The organism is Streptomyces sp. NPDC058198 (assembly GCF_042882605.1).
GTDB lineage: Bacteria > Actinomycetota > Actinomycetes > Streptomycetales > Streptomycetaceae > Streptomyces.
Window position 1 is genome coordinate 130117 of record NZ_JBHVVP010000013.1, and the last position, 16829, is coordinate 146945.

Below are 16829 nucleotides of genomic sequence, written 5' to 3' on the forward strand. Positions count from 1 at the left end.
TTCTACTGGCGGTTTGTGCAGGTCGGCGCCGCGGCCCGGTTTGTGGCTTGCTACGAGAGACCCGGCGGGGCGGAGTCCGGCCCCGGCGCCGTGAGAGGCGGCATCCGGTACGGCAGCAGCTCGGGACGCTTGGCCGGACGGCCGTCGCCGGAGGAGCGCCCGGTGACACGGCGCATGACCCACGGCCCCAGATGCTGCCGCGCGAACCGTATGTCGCTCGTCCGCCGCATCACCCACCGCACTGGCGCGGCCTGCGGCAGCTCCGCCCGCCAGTCGTCCTCCGCCTCCAGGCCCAGCGCCTGCCAGACGGCCTCGGCGACCCGGTGGTGGCCCTCCGCGGTCAGATGCAGCCGGTCCACGTCCCACAGCCGCTGATCGCCCAGCACCGTCGCCCCGTACAGATCGACGACCAGGGCGTCGTGCCGCTGGGCCAGGTCGTCGACGAAGGTGAACAGCTCCTCCATCCGCGGCCGGAAGCGCTCCATGACGGGACCGCTGCGGCCGGGACTGCGCATCAGCACCAGCTTCCCGCAGGACGGCGCGAGGCGCTCCACGGCCTCTTCGAGCAGCCCGCGCACCCTTCCCATGTCGCACTTCGGCCGGAGTGTGTCATTGAGTCCGCCGACCAGCGTCACCACGTCCGGCGCCATCGCCGCGGCGACATCCACCTGTTCCTCGACGATCTGGCCGATGAGCTTGCCGCGTACGGCGAGATTCGCGTACCGGAACCCGGGAGTGCGGGCGGCGAGACGGGCGGCGAGCAGATCCGCCCAGCCGCGGTACGAGCCGTCGGGGAGGAGGTCGGACATGCCTTCGGTGAAGGAGTCACCGACCGCGACGAAACTGGTGTAGTTGGCATTCATCTCCATGGCGGAGCGATCGTACCGCGCGGTACGCAGGCGTCCCGAGGGAGCCCCGGCACCGCCGTCACGCGTGCCTGCCCACCAGCTCGCGCAGGACGTCCTCCATCGTCACCAGGCCTTCGAGCCTGCCGTCCTCGTCCTCGGCCGCGGCCAGATGGGTACGGCTGCGGCGCATCGCGGTCAGCACGTCGTCCATCGGGGTCGTGACCCGCACCCGCGCGACGGCGCGCATGGCCGACACCGGGAACGGCACGTCGCGCGGCAGGGCGTCCAGAGCGTCCTTCACATGGAGGTAGCCGAGGATCCGCCGTGAGCTGTCGACCACCGGGAAGCGGGAGAAGCCGGACTCGGCGGCGAGCCCTTCCAGCTCCTCGGGGGTGACCCCGGGCCGCGCGAAGACCACCCGCTCCAGCGGCATCACCACATCGCTCACCGGCCGGCGCCCCAGCTCCAGCGCGTCGTGCAGCCGCTCGGCCGCGCGGTCGTCGAGCAGCCCGGCGTGGCCCGCGTCCGTGACCAGCCGGGCCAGTTCGTCGTCGGAGAAGGTGGCGGACACCTCGTCCCTGGTCTCCACCCGGAGCAGTTTCAGCAGGGCGTTGGCGAAGGCGTTGACCGTGAAGATCACCGGCCGCAGCGCCCGGGCCAGTCCCACCAGCGGCGGACCGAGCAGCAGCGCGGCCCGTGCGGGGCCGGCCAGGGCGACGTTCTTCGGCACCATCTCGCCCAGCAGCATGTGCAGATACGTCGCCAGGACGAGCGCGATGACGAACGAGATCGGATGCACCAGACCCTGCGCCACGCCGACCGCGTGGAAGAGGGGCTCCAGCAGATGCGCGATGGCGGGCTCGGCGACGATACCGAGCACCAGCGTGCAGAGCGTGATGCCCAGCTGCGCCGCCGCCAGCAGCGCCGACACATGCTCGAGACCCCAGATGACGCTGCGCGCCCGCCGGTTCCCGGCCTGCGCCTCCGGCTCGATCTGGCTGCGGCGTACGGAGATCAGCGCGAACTCGGCCGCGACGAAGAAGGCGTTGACGACGAGCGTCAGCAGACCGATGAACAGCTGGACGGCGGTGATCATCCGCTCTCCTCGGTGTCCTCGGCGGCCTCGGCGGCCGGGCGGGGCGCGCGCAGCAGCAGACGGGCCGCCCGCCGGCCGGTGGCGTCCGTGACTTCGAGCCGCCAGCCGTCCAGTTCGACGACGTCGCCCTCGGCCGGGATCCGGCCCAGCTCGGCGGCGACGAGCCCGGCGAGCGTCTCGTACGGCCCTTCGGGCATCCGCAGTCCGACGGTCTCCAGCTGGTCGGCGCGTGCGGCGCCGTCCGCCGACCAGAGCGCCCGTCCTTCCGCGTCCTCGCCCAGCGGGGCCAGGTCGGGGGTCTCGTGCGGGTCGTGCTCGTCGCGTACCTCGCCGACGACCTCCTCCACGATGTCCTCCAGCGTCACCACCCCCGCCGTCCCGCCGTACTCGTCGATGACGACAGCCATCGTGGTGCCGCCGGAAAGACGGTCGAGGAGCTTGTCCACGGTCAGGCTCTCCGGCACCAGCAGCGGCTCCCGGAGCAGCTCGGCCACCGGGAACCGGGGCCGGCGCTCCGCCGGCACCGCCAGCACGTCCTTGATGTGCGCCACGCCGACGACCGAGTCGAGGCTGCCCCGGTAGACGGGGAAGCGCGAGAGGCCGGTGGCGCGGGTGGCGTTGGCGACATCCTCCGCGGTGGCCCGCACGTCGAGGGCCATGAGCTGCACCCGCGGGGTCATCACGTTCTCCGCGGTCAGCGCGGCCAGACTCAGGGTCCGTACGAACAGCTCGGCGGTGTCCGCCTCCAGCGCGCCCTTCTGCGCGGAGTGCCGTGCCAGGGCGACGAGCTCCTGCGGGCTGCGGGCGGAGGCCAGCTCCTCGGTGGGCTCCAGGCCGAAGCCGCGCACGATGCGGTTCGCGGTGTTGTTCAGATGGCTGATGAACGGGCGGAAGGCCAGGGTGAAGTACCGCTGCGGGGTGGCCACCACCTTGGCGACGGCCAGCGGCGAGGAGATCGCCCAGTTCTTCGGGACCAGCTCGCCCACGACCATCAGGACGAGGGTCGACAGGGCCGTACCGATGACCAGGGCCACCGAGGAGGCCGCGGAGGGGGAGAGGCCCACGGCCTCGACCGGCCCGCGGATCAGCTTGCCGACGGACGGCTCGGCGAGCATGCCGACGACCAGATTGGTCACGGTGATACCGAGCTGGGCGCCGGAGAGCTGGAAGGTGAGACTGCGCACGGCCTTCAGGGCGCCCGCGGCGCCCCGCTCCCCTCGCTCGACGGCCCGTTCGAGATCGCCGCGCTCGACGGTGGTGAGCGAGAATTCCGCCGCGACGAAGGCCCCGCAGGCGAGGGCGAGCAGCACCGCCACGAGGAGCAGAAGCACTTCGGTCATCGGTTCACCTCCGTCCCATGATCGGTCAGCAGGAGAAGGACCGCTCGACGGCCCGGCGCCCGGCGGCCCGTGGGGAGCGTCAGCCGTCCAGCGGCTTGACCCAGCGGGTCCACTGCGGCTGCGGCCCGTATCCGGCCGCCCGCCAGGCGTGCTGAGCGCGCTCGTTGCGGTCGAGCACCATCGCGTCGCCGCGCCGCCCGCCCAGGTGTACGAAGCGTTCCTCGGCGGCCGCGAGCAGCGCCCCGCCGATACCCAGGCGCCGCTGGTCCGGACGCACGGCGAGCCGGTAGAGATGGCAGCGCCAGCCGTCGAACCCGGCGATCACCGTGCCGGCGAGCGCGCCGCCCCGCTCCGCGAGGATCAGCGCCCCGGGATCGCGGGCCACCAGCCGCTCGATGCCGTCGCGGTCGTCCGTGATGCTGGTCCCTTCGGCGGCGGCCTTCCAGAAGGCGAGCACCGCGTCGAGGTCGGCCGGCGACGCGGCCCGTATCCGGAGATCGTCCATGCCCGGATCCCATCACCGGCCGCCGTGCCCCGTCGAACGGATTCCGCGATGCGGTCAGCTGCCGCGCAGCTCCTCGATCACCGGACCGAAAGCCTCCATGAACGGGTCGAGGACGGTCAGGTAGCTGAAACCGAACCGCTCCCGCCGCTCCCGCAGCTGGTCGGCGATCTGCCGTACGGTGCCCACGGCGATCACCGGAACCTCCAGGATCTGGTCCTCGGTCAGATGCGGAGCCATCGGGCGCAGCTCCCGCACCGCCGCCCGCCGGTCCTGGGTGACCGTCACCATCTGGAGCAGCAGATTCAGCTCCGCCGGGGCCGGCCGGCCGGCTTCGAAGCCCCGGTACGCCGCGACCCGCCCGTCCAGTTCCTCGGCGGTGAGTACCCGCACACCGTCCGGTGTGACCCGGGCCCCGGTGAAGGCGGTGATCTCCGCGTGCTCGGCGGCCAGCCGCAGCACCCGGTCGCCGTTCCCCCCGATCAGCAGCGGCGGCCGCGGCAGCTGCGCCGGCCGGGGGACATGTGCCTCGTCGCCGAGCAGCCGGTCCAGTTCCCCGACCATGCGCGTGAGCAGATCGACCCGTTCGCGCGGCGGGAGGAACTCCAGACCGGCCCGTTCGTGCTCCTCCTGTACGTAACCGGTGCCGAGCCCGACCTCCAGCCGCCCTTCGGTCAGCGTGTCCGTGGTCGCGATCTCGCGGGCGAGCAGCGCGGGGTTCCAGAAGGCGGTGTTGAGCACGAACGTCCCGAGGCGTGGCCGCCCGGTCGCCTCCGCCGCGGCCACCAGGGCCGGGAACGGCGCGCGCATCCCCAGGTGGTCCGGCACCTGGATCACGTCGAAGCCGAGGTCCTCGGCCCGTCTGCACCGCTTGCGCCACTCCGGGCCGGCGGCCGGCGTCAGCATGTTCACAGCGAACCGGAAGGAGCGTGGCATGGAGTCTCTCCTTCTCTTCGTGCGTCCCGGCCTGTGCGGGTGTCCCGGCTCTCGGGTGTCCCGGCTCTCGGGTGTCCCGGCGGGCGGCCACTTGTCCGCGCTAGCACTGACGCGCTAGCTTGGTGGGGTGGCCAAGACTCAGCTGAACGTACGCGTGGACGAGACCACCGCGGAGGCCGCTCGCCGACAAGCCTCCCAGCGCGGGGTGAGCGTGAACCGCTATATCGAGGAACTCGTCCAGCAGGACACGGGCGAGGCCGGACGTACCTTCGTCGAGTCCGCCGCCGATTTCATGAAGCAGTACGCATCGGTCTTCGTCGAGGAGTTCGGCGCGGAAGGCGAAGGCGCGCGTTGACCTTGCGGATCGAACTGGCCTGGCTCCTGATGGTCGCCGAGCACCACACACCCGGAGACCCGCAGGTCACCGACTGGGGCGCGCTCGTCGCCGCCGTCAGCCGCCATGACGCGGAGATATTCGGCACCCCCGTCTACAGCGACCCGCACGCCCGCGCCGCCGCCCTGCTGCACTTGCTGCTCCATGTGCCGGCCCTGGAGCGCTCCAACGCGATGTACGCCTCCGCCGTCGCGTACGGCTATCTCGTCGCGAGCGGGCTGAAGGTCGTCACCTCGCCCGAGCAGGTCCGGGATCTGGCCAAGCTGGTCAAGGGCGGCACGGCCGACGTCCGGGCCATCGCCGAGGAGCTGCGCGGCTGGAGCCTCTGAGCCGCGGCCTCCGACGGGACACCCGGCGAGGCGGGCCGCTACGGCGGGTCTGTCTCCGTGACCGCGGCGACGAGCCGCGACCGCCGCTCCCCGCCGCCGCCCTCACCCTCGCCCTCGCCCTCGCCCTCGCCCGCCATGCCCACCGCGAGCCAGCGGCTCTCGATCCGCCACAGGTGGATATACCGGAGCCCTTCGCTCAGCTCGCGCCAGGGCTCCGGTATCTCCTCACCCTCGCCGCCCCGGACGTGGACGCTCCACAGGCTGATGTACTGCGGCTCCCCGAAACGGGCGGAGAGGATCTCCGTCAGCGCGGTGTGCTCCGCGGCGCACTGATCGGCGTCCTCGATCAGGCGCGCGACGTCCTCGTCCCCGCCGTCGTACCGGAAGCCGTCGTACCGGAAGCCGTCACTTCGGGGCAGCTCGGCGAGGTGGTAGCCCGGTCCGCTCGTGCCCACCTCGGACGGGCCGCGCTCCGCCGGGAACGCGCGGACACGCAGCAGCTCGATGACGGCGAGGTGCTGTGCGGTGGTCATCGACTCAGTAAACCCTCGGGGACTGACAATTGGCTGCCCGTCAGGTGAGTACGGTGCGGTGCCACTGCCCCGTTCCGACTCCTCGTGCGGTCGCCCAGGCGTCACAGCCTAATAAGGCGGGCGCGCTCGCCACTCGCCGCACCGCCAACCACCGAGTAGCATCCGCCAGACACGCGCACGACCGGGAGGACATACCGTGGGGCGGCTGACCGGCGGAGACCCTTCGCTCCTGCGGCGGATCAACTCAGCGGTGCTCCTGCACTCCCTGCGCGGCGCCGGCTCCCTCACGCTCACGGATCTGACCCGGGTCACGGGTCTGTCCAGGCCGACGGTCGAGGGCGTGGTGGAAGGGCTCATGGTGGCCGGCCTGGTCGTCGAGTCAGCTCCGGAGGAGGGCGAGGCCCGTAAGCAGGGCCGCCCGGCGCGGAGATTCCGGTTCCGGGCCGAGGCCGGGCATCTGCTCGGCATCGAGATCGGGCCGCACCGGGTGGCCGCGCTGCTCTCCGGGCTGGACGGCCGGATCATCGGCGCCGGGTCGCGGGAGGTCTCGGAGACGGCCGACGCGGACGAACGCCTGGAACGGGTCAGGCTCGCCGTGGCCGATGTGCTGCGGCGCGCGGGGGTGGCGCGCAGCTCCCTGCGGGCGGTGGGGGTGGGCAGCCCCGGGATCGTGGAGGCCGACGGGACCGTACGGCTGGGCACCGCGCTGCCGCAGTGGACGGGCCTGGCGCTCGGTGAGCGGCTGCGCCGCTCGTTCCGATGTCCGGTGCTGGTGGAGAACGACGCCAACGCGGCGGCCGTGGCCGAGCACTGGAAGGGTGCGGCCACCGACTCCGACGACATCGTCTTCGTCCTGGCGGGGTTGAGTCCCGGGGCGGGCGCCCTGATCGGCGGGCGGCTGCACCGCGGCTTCGGCGGGGCGGCCGGCGAGATCGGCGCGCTGCATCTGCTGGGCCGCGATGTGACACCGGAGAAGCTGCTGTCGACGACGGACGAACCCCTCCATCCGCTCGACGAGCAGGCGGTGGCCAAGGTCTTCGCACACGCCCGGGAGGGCGATGTGCGCGCCCAGGAGGCCGTTGAGCGCTTCATCCAGCGACTGGTGCACGACGTGGCGGCGCTGGTGCTGGCGCTGGACCCGGAGCTGGTGGTCGTCGGCGGCTGGGCGGCCGGACTCGACGGCGTACTGGATCCGCTGCGCGACGAGCTCTCCCGCTACTGTCTGCGCCCGCCCCGGGTGGCGCTCTCGCTGCTCGGCGAGGCGGCGGTGGCCACCGGCGCACTGCGGCTGGCTCTCGACCATGTCGAGGAGCAGCTGTTCGCGGTGGAGGGAACGGTGACGGCCCGCCGCTGAGCGACGGGCCGTACGGTACGGGCAAGCGTGCGGCGGGCCCGGCTTCAGGAAGCCCGGCGCTCCTCCGGCTGGTCGCTGATCTCCAGGTCGCCGGAGTCCCCGAAGGTGAGCCGGCAGGTGTCGGCGCGGTAGGTGGCCACCGAGACGGCGGCGGTACGGCCCTCCACGACATAGCGCGTCGTCACCACGAGGACGGGTGCGCCCGGGAGCCGGTCCAGCTCCTTCGCGTCGTCGGCGCGCGCCGAGCCCAGCTCCACCGCGCGGTCCTGGCCGTCGAGGCCGAGGCGCTGCAGCTCACGCAGGACGCTGCGGGCGCGGGCGGGTCCGGACGGCGCGTCGATGGCCGACAGCTCGGGCACCGACGAGGACGGTACGTAGAGCAGCTCGGCCGCCACGGACTGCCCCTGGGTGACGCGGATCCTGCGGACGGTGTGGACCTCTTCGGCGGCGTCCGTCTCCAGCAGCCTGGCCACCGCGACGGGCGCGGGCGCCAGGGCGCAGTCGAGGGGCTGCCAGGTGTCCTGGGCGGCGCCCGGCCATTCGTGCTGGGGCGTGGAGACGTCCACGCCCACGCGCGGCGGGGCGACGGTCGTGCCGACACCGCGGCGGCGCTGCAGCCTGCCTTCCAGCTCCAGCTGTTCCAGAGCCTGCCGGAGCGTGGCGCGGGCGACCCCGAAACGGGCCGCCAGGTCACGCTCGTTGGGCAGGACCTCCCCCACCGCGAAGTCGGAGTCGAGCGCTTCGCCGAGCACGGTCCTGAGGTGCCAGTACTTAGGCTCCGGCACTGATTCGAGCTGCGTGGTCCCCACCCTGATCCTCCGCAATCGCCGTGTCCTCGGCGGGTTTTACGTGCCCTTGTTTATTAAAGGTTCCTGCACTAACAGCGACGATAGGACGGCTCATCCCGTTGGTCAAGACCAATCCTCTGCCGTTACCGAGAGAAAGCACACTCCGACGCAGGGTGTTCACAGGACGTTCGTACACCGCCGGGGCGCGCGCGGCACGGAGCCCCGCGTCCGGGGCGGACGGGGGGCTCTGGGGCACGAACGGTCAGTGCGCGGACACTCCACCGAGCTTGTCCGGGTTGCGGACGAGGTGGATGCACTGCACCCGGCCGTCCCTGATCTCCAGCTGAAGGACGAGATCCGGCGCTCCGCCCACGCTGACCAGCACCGCGGGAGCGCCGTTGATCTCCATGACCTCGAAGGTGTACTGCGCGATGTCGCCGGCGACGGCGAAGAGGAAACGGCCCACCTTGTCGGCGCCGTCGATGATCCGCAGGGGCGCCTTGGACTTGCCGCCGCTGTCGCCCACCAGCCGGACGTCCGGCGCCAGCAGGGAGAGCAGCGCTTCGAGATCGCCGCCGCCCGCCGCGGCGAGGAACCGCTCGGTGAGAGCGCGGCGTTCGGCCGGGTCGACGTCGTAGCGGGGTTTGCGTTCCTCGACATGGCGGCGGGCCCGGCCCGCGAGCTGCCGTACCGCCGCCTCGCTGCGGTCGAGCGTGACGGCGATCTCGCCGAACGGAAAGCCGAAGGCCTCCCGCAGCACGAACACCGCGCGCTCCAGCGGCGAGAGCGATTCGAGCACGACCAGCACGGCGAGCGAGACCGATTCGGCCAGCACGGCGCGCTCGGCCGTGTCGGGGACGCCGGGCCCGAAGTCGGTGACGATCGGCTCGGGAAGCCAGGGGCCGACATAGGCCTCGCGCCGCGTCTGCGCCTGGCGCAGCCGGTCGATGGCGAGCCGGGTGGTGATCCGTACGAGATACGCGCGCGGCTCGCGGATGTCCGTACGCGCGTCGGCGCTCCAGCGCAGCCAGGCGTCCTGCACCACGTCCTCGGCGTCGGCGATCCGGCCGAGCATGCGGTAGGCCACACCCGTCAGTACGGTCCTGTGCGCTTCGAAGGCGTCGGTGCTCGCGGTGTCGGTTGCCACGTTCCCATCCCAGCCGACGGCCCGTCGGCTGTCCAGGCGATATCCGTGCGGCGCGGGACACAACCGGCCGGGCCGCGCCGGAGCGTGGAACCGGACGCGGCTGTTCACGCGGGGTTCGCGCGATGGCCGCCGCCGGGCGTTAGGCATGGCACGACACCCACGGCACACCTGCCCAGGAGACCCCCTCGATGTCACACAGCTCCGAGAACACCTCGGGCCGGTCACCGGCCGCCGGCGTCCCCCAATCCCCCGCCCGTCGCAGTGTGCTGCGCGGCTCGCTCGCCGCCTCGGCCGCGCTGGCCCTGCCCGGCGCCGCCCTCGCGGCCGCCGCCCCCGCGCAGGCCCTGTCGGGGCGGCCGCGGGCCGCCTGGGGCGTCCAGACCGGCGATGTCACCTCCTCGTCGGGGCTGGTGTGGGTACGGTCGGACCGGCCCGCCCGCATGATTGTGGAGACGTCGGCCACCGAATCGTTCCGCCGCGCCCGTAGTTGGCACGGTCCGCTGCTCGGCCCCGGCACCGACTTCACCGGGACGGTCCCGCTGCGCGGACTGGCCGCCGGCGAGCAGGTGCACTACCGGGTGACGCTGGCCGATCCCGAAGATCCCCGCCGTACGGGCGAGCCGGTGTACGGCACCTTCCGCACCGCGCCGGCGCGGCGCGGGCAGGACGTGCGGTTCCTCTGGTCGGGCGACATCGCCGGGCAGGGCTGGGGCATCAACCCGGACATCGGCGGCCACCGCGTCTACGACGAGATGCGCCGGCTCAACCCGGACTTCTTCCTGTGCAGCGGCGACACGATCTACGCGGACGGGGTGATCGAGCCGAGCGTGACGCTGCCCGACGGCCGGGTCTGGCGCAACGTCACCACCGAGGAGAAGTCGAAGGTCGCGGAGACCCTCGCCGAGTACCGGGGCAATTTCCGGTACAACCTGCTCGACGCACACGTACGGCGCTTCAACTCCGAGGTCCCTTCGATCACCCAGTGGGACGACCACGAGGTGCGCAACAACTGGTACCCGGGCCAGATCCTGGACGACGACCGCTACACCGAGAAGAACGTGGACGTACTGGCCGCCCGCTCGGCTCAGGCGTTCCACGAATACTTCCCCATCTCGGCCCCGCACGCGCGCGGGGCGGACCGGCGTATCCACCGGGTGGTGAACCACGGTCCGCTGCTCGATGTGTTCGTCCTCGACATGCGGACGTTCCGCAACGCCAACTCCCCCGGCCGGCAGGCCGACGACGTCAACGGCATCCTGGGCGCCGAGCAGCTCCACTGGCTCAAGCGCGAGTTGTCGCGCTCGCGCGCGGTGTGGAAGGTGATCGCCGCCGATATGCCGATCGGTCTCGTCGTGCCGGACGGTACGGCGAACATCGAGGCCGTCGCGCAGGGCGATCCGGGCGCTCCGCTCGGCCGGGAGCTCCAGATCGCCGATCTGCTGCGGTACATCAAGCACCAGCGGATCACCGGCACGCTGTGGCTGACGGCGGACGTCCACCACACCTCCGCGCAGCACTACACGCCTGAGCCGGCCGCCTTCAAGGACTTCGCGCCTTTCTGGGAGTTCGTCTCGGGGCCGATCGCGGCGGGCCAGTTCCCGGCCAGCGCGCTGGACGGCACGTTCGGCCCCGACCGGGTCTTCGTGAAGGCTCCTCAGGGATCCAATCTCTCGCCGATGGAGACGCCTCCGCTCTTCGGCGAGGTGGACATCGACGGCGGCAGCGGAGAGCTGACGGTCCGGCTGCGGGCACAGGGCGGCACGGTGCTGTTCACCAAGGTGCTCCAGCCGGGGAAGGTCGGCCAGTAGGAGCCCGAAGTCGATTGTCAGTGCCTGGATCTAACGTCTTTTTCATGACGCGATCCGTACAGGCGCTTGCCTATTCACGTCCGTCCGCCCTGGAGAACACGCGGGGCGGACGGCTGCTCGGTCTGGAGACCTCGGGCGGGCTGACACCCGCCGGAGCCGAGGCGCATCCGCGCTTCTTCGCCGGGTTTCTGTCGTCGCCGCGCGCTGCCGCCCGGGGGCTGCTCGCCGTCGCGGACGTGGCGGGCGCGCGCTACTACCAGCGGGTGCTGGCGGCGTCGCTCGACCCGGTGGTGACGGGGAACGGGGACCGGCTGCGCTTCGAGTCGTTCTCCGGCTGCTGCGGGGTGTACGCGCGTCTCGATGTGCTGCGGGAGGGGCTCGACGGCGCCGCGACGGGTCATGGCACGACCAATGTGGATGTGAACAATCCGCTGCGCGAGGCCCTGTCGCGGATGACGGCCGACGATCCGCTGCATCTGCGGGTGGGCCCCGACGAGTTGACGGTCACCACCCTGGACGGCCCGGTGGTGGAGAAGAAGGTTCCGCTGCCGGACCGCTGGCTGCGCGGCTTCGCGGAGGCGCAGGTGGTCTCCGCCGGATTCGACCTGCGGGCCGAGCTGACCGCGGCGGAGGCCGTCCGTTTCCTGCGCTCGCTGCCTCGCGGTTCCGGCAACGCCTCCCGCGGGGCGATGTGGGTCGTACCCGCGGGGAGAACGCTGCGGCCGACCACCAGGCCGGTGCCGGGCGCCGTCTGTCTGCCGGGCCCCGAGCGGCTGGTGGCGTTGCAGCGGGTGCTGCGGGACGCGACGGCCCTGCGGGTGTACGGGCCGGTGGCCGACGGAGCCGCGGCGGCGAGCGCCTGGGAGGTGGTGCTGCCGGGGATGCGGCTCACCCTCACGCTGTCGCCCGACGCGGCGCGCGGATTCTCCGGCGAGGGCGGGGTGCTGGAGGCGCTGGCCACCGAAGAGGCCGCGGGGGACGCCGAGCTGGTGTCCGTACTGCTGGCGTGGGAGCCACGGATCGATCCGGTGGAGCTGGCCGCGGAGGCGGGGCTGACGGTGGAGCGGGTCCGGGCGGCGCTGACCCGGCTGGGGACGGCGGGCCGGGTCGGCTACGACATCGCGGACGCGGGGTACTTCCACCGGGAGCTGCCGTACGACGCGCGGCGCGCGGAGCGGCACAATCCGCGGCTGGTCTCGGCCCGCGCCCTGCTCTCCTCGGGCGCCGTGGCGCTGGACGGCGAACTGGCCTCCGTGGCCTCGGGCGAGCGGCGCTATCAGGTGCGGGAGACGGGCGGGGTGCTGAGCTGCACCTGCCGTTGGTGGGCCGACTACCGGGGACGACGCGGGCCGTGCAAGCACGCGCTGGCCGTCCGGATGGCCCGGCGCGAGGCCGTTCCGACCGCCGGAGGTGCCCGATGAGCGAGTTGCTCGACGGTGTACGGGCCGGTCGTGTCGAGAGCGTTCCCGGGCTGGTCGAGCCGCTGACGGCGGCGGACCGCAAGGAGGCGCTGGCCGCGCTGAAGGCGCTGCGCACGGAGCTGCGCGGGTGGCCGTGGGGCCGGTGGCGGGAGCGTGGGCAGATCCAGCGGGCGCTGGTCGTGGCGGGCGCCGGCTGCCATACGGGGGCGGCGGCGGCCGCGGCCTGGCTGGGCGCCCGCGATCTGCGGGAGGGTTCCCGGCTGCCGCACGTCCTGCTGCTCGACCTTCTCTCGGAACGCGAGCCGGCCTGGCTCGGCGATGTCGCCCACCGGCTCGCGGGCCGGGCGTCGACCGCCGAGCTCGACTACCCGTTCATCTCGGGGCTGGTCCGGCTGTCGGGTTGTCCCGCGCCGGCCACGGACGGATACGTGCACGGCTGGGTCGACGCGGCGGCGCCGCGCGACGGGCTCCTCGCCTCGCTGCGCGAGGATCCGCAGGTGCGGGTCATGGTCCCGCGGCTCTTCGGGACGGCCGAACTGCCGCGCCCGCTGGCCTGGTACAACGACCCCGCCGAGCCGCACCACTGGCCCTCGGTGCTCACCGCCCTGGCCGAGGAGGGGGTGGTGGAGCGGCGGCTGCTCGTGGACTCCTCCGTCGCGCGCCTGCTGCGCGGCGGCGTGCCGGGCGATCTGGTCTTCTTCCTGAATCTGCTGGACCGGCTGGCGCTGACCCCGGACGAGGAGCGGGAGCACATCTCCGACTGGATCGCCATGGCGTCGGACGGGACGTCGCAGGTCGCCGGTCACGCACAGGGGGTGCTCGCCCGGCTCGCCGTGTCCGGCGTCCTGCCCGCGCGGAGCCTCGCGGACATGTCACGGTCCGTGCTCTTCCGGTCCGAGAAGAAGCTTGTCCGGGCCCAACTGGTGCTGCTGGGCAAGGTCCTGCGCGCGGACAGCGGCTCCGCGGGCGAGCTGCTGCCTGCGGTCGCCGAGGCGTTCGGACACGAGGACACGGGTGTCCAGGAACGGGCGCTGAAGCTGGTGGCCCGGCAGCTGTCCGCCGTGGAGAGCGGTCTGCGGTCGGAGCTGGCCGCCGCGGCCGCGCTGTTGAGCCCCGTCCACCGGGCGCGGGCCACCGAGGTCTTCGGCGAACTGCCGACGGAGCCCGATCCCGGCCCGTACGAGGAGTTCCTGCCGCCCGCGCCGGAGCCGGTGCGTCTGGAGCCGGCCCCGGCGACCCTGGCCGAGCTGGTCGAGGAGGTGTCGGCGCTGGTCATCGCGGGCGGCGACATGCCGTCGTTCGAGCGGACCCTCGACGGTCTGGTCCGCCACGCCCACCGGGACAGGACGGCGCTGGCCGACGCGCTGCGCGACGCGTTGGCGGACCGCTGGTGGCTGGACGACACGGCCGCGCACCACCGTGACGAGCGGTTCTCCCGGTTGACCCGCGGCGTGGAAGTGGTGGCCGCGTCGGTGCTCGGCAAGGTCTCCGAGCGGATGCTGTCGCAGGCGAACGCGCGCGGGACGGCATCGAGTTCCTGCGCACACTCCGCGCTGAACGGGGTGATCGACGCACGGCTGTGGGAGGCCGCTCATCTGGTGCGCGCGAAGCCACTCCCCTTCCTGCTCGCCACCCCGACCTGGAGCACCGGTGCGCTGGACCCCGAGGTTCTGGTGGAGCGGCTGGCTGAATACCAGCGTCTGCGCGCCACCCCGGCTCCGGTCGACTTCGCTCAGGCCCTGCTGCGTGTACGGCGCGGCCGGCACCCGGAGACGGCGCGCGCCGCCGCGGCGCTGGGCACCCCCGAAGCCGACCGGCTCGCCGCCTGGCTCATCGAGGAGGGGACCGCGCTCCCCGTGCTCGGACGTACCGGGGAGCCCGGGGCGGCCGGGACATCGGAGCCGACCGAGCAGTCCGAGCAGATCGAACGGTCCGAGCCGTCCGGGGCCGGCCGCTGGTGGCCGCGTTCCCGGACAAAGGCGCAGCGGCTGCTGGCCGAGAGGAGGGAACGGCTCGTCGTCCACCGGGAGTTCCCGCGTGCGTTCCAATGGCTGGGCCGTACGGAGATCCGTACCCGCTCGCACTGCTACCACTGGGGCGGGGAGCTGACCAGAAGCTGGCCGGCCGTGCTGCCGGAGGACCGGGACACGCTCGCCGCCTGGCTGCTGCCCGAGGTGGTGGGCTGCGCGGAGCACGACCAGCGGGCCGGGGCCTGGTGGCTGCCGCTCCTCGCCGAGAGCGGCGGTCCCGCGGGGCTCGCGCTGCACCGGGCGCTGGCGTACGGCCTGGGCGCCCGGCACCCGGAGGACCGGCTGTCGGCCGTGGACGCCCTGCTGGTGCTCGCCGCCCGTGGCGAGCTGGACGGATCGCTGCTGGGCCAGGAGCTGGCCGCACTGGTGGACTCGGGTCCTGTCAAACTGAACCGGCTGACCGACTCGGTCCGTACGGCCGCCGCCACCGGTGCGTATGGCACGGTCTGGTCCGTGCTGCGCGCCGCGCTGCCCGCCCTGCTGGCCCCGGGGGCCGCGCGCGCCGGGACGGCACGACCCGGGCTCGGGGAGATCCTGTCCGTGGCCGCCGAGTGCGTGGAGCGGTGCGGTGCCGCGGAGGAGATATCCGGTCTGCCGGAGGTGGCCGGACGCGGCGGTGCCTCGCGGGTGACCGCGCAGGCGGCCCGGCTACTGGCCGCATTGCGCTCCGAAAGCGATCAGTCCAAGCCAAAATTGACGTGAGACGCCCCAAAAGGGAACAGATCCATACTTAACCCATCAGTCACAAACCGTTCGTGATCACGCAACACCATTCGGTCAGAGTGAGGTCATGACTGATGTGACATCTGCGAAGAGTGTCCGCCGTCCGCACCACTGGCGGCGGGATCTTGTCGAACTGGCCGCCCTGTTCACCGCTGTGGCCGTCGCCGACGCCCTGGCGAACATGATCGCGCACGGACCCGACGGGGCTTTTCTGCTGGTCGCGTCGGCCGTGGCGCTCGCCGCCACGGCCGCGTTCCACACATGGTGGGCACGCAGGCACAGTCAAGCCCCACCCACGCCCGGCGCCGGCGGGACCACCGCCGGCGCCGTGACCTCGCCCGATCCGGGGGTACGGGAAGGACGAGGGGCGGCGGAGACCACGCTCTGGCGGATGCGGACCACCGTGCGGGACGAGCCGGGGAGCCTGGCCGCGCTGTGCACGGCGTTCGCGGCGCACCGCGTGGACATCCTCACCCTGCAGACCCATCCGCTGGCCGACGGCACGGTCGACGAGTTCCTGCTGCGCGCCCCGGCCTCGCTCCAGGCGAAGGACCTCACCCGTGAGGTCTCGGCCGCGGGCGGCAGCAGTACCTGGATCGAGCGCGCCGACACGCACGACCTGGTGGACACCCCGACCCGGGTACTCGGCCTCGCCACCCGTACCGCCCTGGACGCGGCGGAACTGCCTCTCGCGCTGCGCCAGCTGCTCGGCCGCTGCACGATCCACTCCCGGCCCGCCGTCTCCGTCACCGGGCGTGTCACCGGCGAGACCGCGCCCGTCGAAGGCGTCCTGGACGGCACATCGATGCGGCTGCGCGACCCGAACGGCGGCAGCATCACCGTCGAGCGTCCCTATCTCCCCTTCACCCCCACCGAGTTCGCCCGGGCCCGCGCCCTGGTCGAGCTGGACGCCCGGCTCGGGCCGCGCATCCCCCGCAGCCAGGACGTGCTCACCCTCCCGCAGGGTGAGGAGATCACCGTCCGCCGCGCCGACTCCGACGATCTCGACGCGGCGCTCGCCCTGCACCGCCGCTGCTCCGACCGCACGCTCGGGCTGCGCTACCACGGCCCGGTGGGCGACGCCGACCGCTATCTCAACCACCTGCTCAGCCCGCGCTTCGGCCGTACCCTCACGGTCGAGACGGCCTCCGGCCGCCTGGTCGCCCTCGGTCATCTGCTCTGGGACGGCGACGAGACCGAGGTCGCCCTGATCGTCGAGGACGCCTGGCAGCGGCGCGGGATCGGCTCCGAGCTGCTGGGGCGGCTCGTCGCGCTCGCCGTCGAGGCCCGCTGCGGCAGCGTCTACGCCGTCACCCAGGCGTCCAACACGGGCATGGTCGCGGCCATGCGCGGCCTCGGCCTGCCGCTCGACTATCAGATCGACGAGGGCACGCTCGTCATCACGGCCCGGCTGGACCGGACGGCCGCGGGGACGCCGGCTCCGTACGGGGATGCCGTACTGCTCGATCATGAGCAGGCCGAGTCCTAACGACCTGGTGCACGATAGCCAGTGGATCAGCGAGCGGCGTCTTGCGGCTTCGCATCCAAGGCGGAGGAGGGAGGCGACGCGGAGCGTCGTC

15 protein-coding genes are annotated in these 16829 nt (G+C 72.8%); 7 read left to right on the forward strand and 8 right to left on the reverse strand.

Translation table 11 applies throughout. The features are described 5' to 3' along the window. Positions 1-50 precede the first annotated feature (50 nt). The 5 genes from ACFVWW_RS30005 to ACFVWW_RS30025 all read right to left on the reverse strand — a co-directional run bounded on the left by ACFVWW_RS30005 (position 51) and on the right by ACFVWW_RS30025 (position 4722). Complete coding sequence (locus ACFVWW_RS30005; protein ID WP_386878904.1) at positions 51-869, reverse strand: SGNH/GDSL hydrolase family protein; 819 nt, start codon at positions 867-869, stop codon at positions 51-53. A 58-nt stretch (positions 870-927) separates the two neighbouring features. Further along, positions 928-1941 (reverse strand): hemolysin family protein, encoded by a 1014-nt coding sequence (locus ACFVWW_RS30010; RefSeq protein WP_384331164.1) that lies wholly within the window; start codon positions 1939-1941, stop codon positions 928-930. Beyond that, positions 1941-3284, reverse strand: coding sequence for a hemolysin family protein (locus ACFVWW_RS30015; protein ID WP_386878903.1), 1344 nt, complete (start codon positions 3282-3284; stop codon positions 1941-1943). The genes ACFVWW_RS30010 and ACFVWW_RS30015 overlap by 1 nt, the downstream gene beginning before the upstream one ends. Before the next feature lie 79 nt (positions 3285-3363). After that, positions 3364-3789: a GNAT family N-acetyltransferase gene (locus ACFVWW_RS30020; RefSeq protein ID WP_384180655.1), complete on the reverse strand. Its 426-nt coding sequence runs from the start codon at positions 3787-3789 to the stop codon at positions 3364-3366. 54 nt (positions 3790-3843) lie between these two features. Next, positions 3844-4722 (reverse strand): LLM class F420-dependent oxidoreductase, encoded by an 879-nt coding sequence (locus tag ACFVWW_RS30025; RefSeq protein WP_386878902.1) that lies wholly within the window; start codon positions 4720-4722, stop codon positions 3844-3846. Between the two features lie 127 nt (positions 4723-4849). Here ACFVWW_RS30025 and ACFVWW_RS30030 point away from each other — a divergent pair, with 127 nt between their 5' ends. Both ACFVWW_RS30030 and ACFVWW_RS30035 read left to right on the forward strand, forming a co-directional pair. After that, positions 4850-5077: a toxin-antitoxin system HicB family antitoxin gene (locus tag ACFVWW_RS30030; RefSeq protein WP_386878901.1), complete on the forward strand. Its 228-nt coding sequence runs from the start codon at positions 4850-4852 to the stop codon at positions 5075-5077. Beyond that, positions 5074-5445 (forward strand): fic family toxin-antitoxin system, toxin component, encoded by a 372-nt coding sequence (locus ACFVWW_RS30035; protein ID WP_386878900.1) that lies wholly within the window; start codon positions 5074-5076, stop codon positions 5443-5445. The genes ACFVWW_RS30030 and ACFVWW_RS30035 overlap by 4 nt, the downstream gene beginning before the upstream one ends. Positions 5446-5483: 38 nt before the next feature. Here the strand turns inward: ACFVWW_RS30035 and ACFVWW_RS30040 are convergent, their stop codons facing one another. After that, entirely contained in the window at positions 5484-5978 is a 495-nt protein-coding gene (locus ACFVWW_RS30040) for a hypothetical protein (RefSeq protein WP_386878899.1), read from the reverse strand. Between the two features lie 196 nt (positions 5979-6174). Here ACFVWW_RS30040 and ACFVWW_RS30045 point away from each other — a divergent pair, with 196 nt between their 5' ends. After that, a complete protein-coding gene (locus tag ACFVWW_RS30045; protein WP_384180665.1) occupies positions 6175-7332 on the forward strand; it encodes an ROK family protein in 1158 nt (385 codons plus the stop codon). Between the two features lie 44 nt (positions 7333-7376). On the opposite strand, the gene ACFVWW_RS30050 is transcribed toward ACFVWW_RS30045, so the two are convergent. Together ACFVWW_RS30050 and sigJ are read right to left on the reverse strand one after the other, a co-directional pair. Beyond that, positions 7377-8141: a GntR family transcriptional regulator gene (locus tag ACFVWW_RS30050; protein ID WP_384180667.1), complete on the reverse strand. Its 765-nt coding sequence runs from the start codon at positions 8139-8141 to the stop codon at positions 7377-7379. 241 nt (positions 8142-8382) lie between these two features. Then, entirely contained in the window at positions 8383-9267 is an 885-nt protein-coding gene (gene sigJ, locus ACFVWW_RS30055) for an RNA polymerase sigma factor SigJ (protein WP_384330960.1), read from the reverse strand. 188 nt (positions 9268-9455) lie between these two features. On the opposite strand from sigJ, the gene ACFVWW_RS30060 reads away from it, so the two are divergent. The 4 genes from ACFVWW_RS30060 to ACFVWW_RS30075 all read left to right on the forward strand — a co-directional run bounded on the left by ACFVWW_RS30060 (position 9456) and on the right by ACFVWW_RS30075 (position 16738). Then, the gene (locus tag ACFVWW_RS30060) at positions 9456-11075 is read left to right on the forward strand and encodes an alkaline phosphatase D family protein (RefSeq protein WP_384330963.1); all 1620 of its coding nucleotides are present in this window, start codon (positions 9456-9458) and stop codon (positions 11073-11075) included. 44 nt (positions 11076-11119) lie between these two features. After that, a complete protein-coding gene (locus ACFVWW_RS30065; RefSeq protein WP_384180671.1) occupies positions 11120-12496 on the forward strand; it encodes an SWIM zinc finger family protein in 1377 nt (458 codons plus the stop codon). Continuing rightward, positions 12493-15228, forward strand: coding sequence for a DUF6493 family protein (locus tag ACFVWW_RS30070; RefSeq protein WP_386878898.1), 2736 nt, complete (start codon positions 12493-12495; stop codon positions 15226-15228). The genes ACFVWW_RS30065 and ACFVWW_RS30070 overlap by 4 nt, the downstream gene beginning before the upstream one ends. 88 nt (positions 15229-15316) lie before the next feature. Next, the gene (locus ACFVWW_RS30075) at positions 15317-16738 is read left to right on the forward strand and encodes a GNAT family N-acetyltransferase (protein ID WP_384330972.1); all 1422 of its coding nucleotides are present in this window, start codon (positions 15317-15319) and stop codon (positions 16736-16738) included. Positions 16739-16829: the final 91 nt, after the last annotated feature.